General features: G+C 39.9%; 3 protein-coding genes and 1 pseudogene. 3 read left to right on the forward strand and 1 reads right to left on the reverse strand.

Annotation, left to right across the window (positions count from 1 at the left end):
• Positions 1 to 272: 272 nt before the first annotated feature.
• From IEY34_RS35975 to IEY34_RS35985, 3 genes and pseudogenes are all read left to right on the forward strand, one after another.
• On the forward strand, positions 273 to 617 hold the full coding sequence (locus IEY34_RS35975) for a hypothetical protein (RefSeq protein WP_189021067.1): 345 nt from the start codon (positions 273 to 275) through the stop codon (positions 615 to 617).
• A gap of 64 nt (positions 618 to 681) precedes the next feature.
• The gene (locus tag IEY34_RS35980; RefSeq protein ID WP_189021069.1) at positions 682 to 1221 is read left to right on the forward strand and encodes a hypothetical protein; all 540 of its coding nucleotides are present in this window, start codon (positions 682 to 684) and stop codon (positions 1219 to 1221) included.
• 970 nt (positions 1222 to 2191) lie between these two features.
• Positions 2192 to 2383: pseudogene (locus IEY34_RS35985) on the forward strand (DUF2975 domain-containing protein); the annotation flags it as partial.
• A 182-nt stretch (positions 2384 to 2565) separates the two neighbouring features.
• Here the strand turns inward: IEY34_RS35985 and IEY34_RS35990 are convergent.
• A complete protein-coding gene (locus IEY34_RS35990) occupies positions 2566 to 2970 on the reverse strand; it encodes a VOC family protein (RefSeq protein WP_189021070.1) in 405 nt (134 codons plus the stop codon).
• Between the last annotated feature and the right edge of the window lie 412 nt (positions 2971 to 3382).

Genomic DNA, 3382 nt, shown 5'->3' on the forward strand with positions numbered 1-3382 from the left:
GTTATTCCTAAGAATCCGCAGTGTGATCTCCACTCTACAAAAACAAGCTCGCCCAATTTTCGACTCTCTTTTCCGTGCATTTCGGGGGCAATTTATTTTCAACTAACTGATACCTAAGTAGTTACATAAAATAACTTCCATTGGGGTTTTTCACTAACGAAAAAAGATAGCTAAACACACGAGAAGACGACAGCCGGCCACACGATCGGCTGCCGTTGTCCGTTAAAGTAACGGGCAGGTTTGCGGTGAAGTACTTAGGGGAAATAAGTATAATGAAGAAGGGTCTAGGAAAGGAAATAAAGATGAAATCCACTATAAACCTTCTGAAAGTAATAGCCGCTCTCGTCCCAAGTTTGATTTTAATTTTCTATTTACTACACCACTTTCCAAATACAGGGTTAGGTAGAATCATCGCAATCCCATTTATTTTCGTTGTAAATGCGATTCTCATTACGATAGGATTAATCTTTTTTCATCGGTTTAATAATCCCGCTTTAGTATCTATATGGATAACGATTATATTATTAACATTGGTTATTACCGTTTTAATTTATCCTCAAGAATATGATCCAAGTGTAATTAATCAAATGTGGAATATGGTGTTTATTCGCCGTTAAGCTTAACGGGAAATGACCTACCGACCATAATTGGGCTTAATCGAGATCAAAGACTTTCAGGTAGGTGATTAAGATTCAAACAATATATGTCCGAGTTAGACATTGGTTGTTTTGGTATGGAGCCTTTGGTTTCTGTAGCAAGAGCCGTAATGATGAAATTACGCTTTATTCTGATCAAGATCAAAAAATTTTTTTAGGTTACTTTGAACTTACAACCGTGACAGGTTTAATTAATATTTTAAAATACGATATGGATATTATTGGAGAAGATAAAGAATACTGTGATGAAATTGAAAGTTTTATATATGGTGACGAAGATATTCATTATCATTACATATACCCAAGAGACTTAGAAGATGTTTCTCGTCAAGTTTCTCATTCTGCTCCTACGAATATAGATTGCTATAAACCTGTATATATTGATATGTGGACAAAATTATCTAAATCATGGGACATTGATGAGATTAAGACTAGCGTGAGAATAATTGCAAAAGATTTTTTAGGATTGAATATAGAAAATGTAGAACTCATTGATATTCCAACGTATGAGGAAACAAAATTATCGTACGAACAAGATTATAAGCCTTTCGTAAACGAAAATTGATTGAACTAACTGGAAGCGATAGTTGAGCGATACACAACAAAATACTTCAGTATTTTTGAAAAAAGTGGTGAAAACAATGAAGAAGATTTCATTAGTTTTTCTGATATCAATGGTCTGTTATGGTTGATGGGTATGGAGTAACTATCCAGGCTAATACAGGAGAATTTGTCCAGATAATGGGACCCTTGGATGGAGTCATTTCGGAACTCCCCTAATAATGGTCACATCACTGAACTACCGGGAAAACGATAGTTGTGAGGCTTGCCACGCGGCAGCTCCTCTTATGTTTATTCAAGTAACGGGCAGTTTTGTTGAATAAGTTGTAAATTTAACATTATAAAGTTAGAGCATTTCTTCGTTATGAGAAATGCTCTTATTTTAATATATAAGAATTTATATGTTTTGGGGTGAGCGAAGCCTTACCCCTTATTTATAACGCCAGAAAGTATAAGTTTTTGGGTGGATTTAAGGGGTTCTCCCTTTTTTTAAATAAGCTATTTGGCAGAATGAGATTCATCCTCTAGCTTAGCTATTGCGCGGAGATCAAGGAACGTCAAGCCGCGATGATAGCAAAATGTGTCAGGATCGCGAGTTTAAGGGAACTACAGTGCGCTATAATTCTGAAAACCGCCATATTCCACGCCAGAGGGAACTACGATCCGCTATGTCACCATTTCCCGGTTGGAATCGCAAGTTCCGCATAAATAGCGGATCACAGTTCCCTTTCATGCTCCGTTTACCCCAGTTCCCGCCATTTAGCGGATCATAGTTCCTTTTCATACGACGCTCACTGTCATTGCAAAGCCCAAAGGGAACTAGGATCCGCTATATTGTTGAAAACCGTTATGAAGACACTCATCTTAGGGCGGCAAGGTCGCTTTTCTTGTGAAAAAACCGATATTATTTTATTGCAAAACGATAAATCGTGTTGTGAAGTAAAAACTGACATTAAATAAGTGACCTGCGTTTTATGAAACGAGGAAAAACACTTTTTTTGAAGATAGCTGTTATTCTTATTGGAATCCCAATTCTCGCTTTGTGCATATTTTTAGTGCCTAAGATTGGGGAATTTGCTGGAGAATTGTATCCAGAAACGGCTTATATGAAATCTCTCGTTTTAATTGATATGTATGCAGCGGCGATTCCTTTTTACTTTGCTCTGTAAGGATAAGAACCAAGCGTTCTCTTGATGTTATGTTAGCAAAACGAAAAATGAGCGTAACGGCGGTCAGTAAAATTATTAATTACATAATTCGCGTGGGGTTTGACAGCCGCCATGCGGCGGCGAAACAACGCGCGCCAAGGATCCGCGCGCGTTGGGGCCTCACTCACTTCAACTGTTCGTCAACGCCTACCGCTGAACCGTTTGACCGCTTCCTCGGTCACCGGCGCGAAGAGGTTAACTAGGTTGCCGTCGGGATCGCGAAACAGCACAGCACGGTTCCCCCACGGCATCGTGGTTGGTTCCTTTACCCACTCGTCGATAAACGGCTTCAAGCGCTCGTACTCGGCATCGACATCGTGGACGCGGAACTCAATGATGACAGTGTGATTGCTGGCCGCCACTGCGGAACCAGCGCCGAACAGTTGCACCGTCTGGGAGTGGCCGATTGCCAGGGTGCACGATGGCACAACGAGTTCGGCAAAGACGGGCGCGGGGCGTTCCGCCGAAACACCCAAGACTTTCTCATAGAACTCGACGAGACGATCCACGTCGTCGGTAATGATGCGTACAGAAGCAAAATTCATGAGACTCCATCCTTCCTATAATAATTGATCGAATACCGTATCCTATCATTTTGGGTCCCGATTCTTTGCATTTATCTCCCACTCCTTTACGATTACTTACTCCGATTATAAAAAAACGCTACTGACAACAGCGTGTCAGTAGCGTTTTGACATTTTTTTGGCTTCCTACAAAATTCGATTTCGGAATATGATATTTTTCAATGTCCATAAATCCTGTTCAAACATTAGTTGCAATTATAGCCCTTATGAGTCATTTCAAACTTACTGCTTCCAAGTATACTTTAGACGTAACTACTTAGGTCTACCCAAAATTTTGTTGGATATTTTCTTCGTTGGCACAAGGGAATATGAATAAATATGGAGAATAGAGATTTATTCCATATTAGGGACGTGAGCCAATTGAAATGCACGG

The sequence above is a fragment of the Paenibacillus marchantiophytorum genome (assembly GCF_014640555.1).
Lineage (GTDB): Bacteria > Bacillota > Bacilli > Paenibacillales > NBRC-103111 > Paenibacillus_E > Paenibacillus_E marchantiophytorum.

What these genes read in the sequence shown, in the direction of transcription:
- IEY34_RS35975 (WP_189021067.1), top strand. Translation starts at nt 273, where the DNA reads ATGAAGAAGGGTCTAGGAAAGGAAATAAAGATGAAATCCACTATAAAC.
- IEY34_RS35990 (WP_189021070.1), bottom strand. Translation starts at nt 2,970, where the DNA reads ATGAATTTTGCTTCTGTACGCATCATTACCGACGACGTGGATCGTCTC.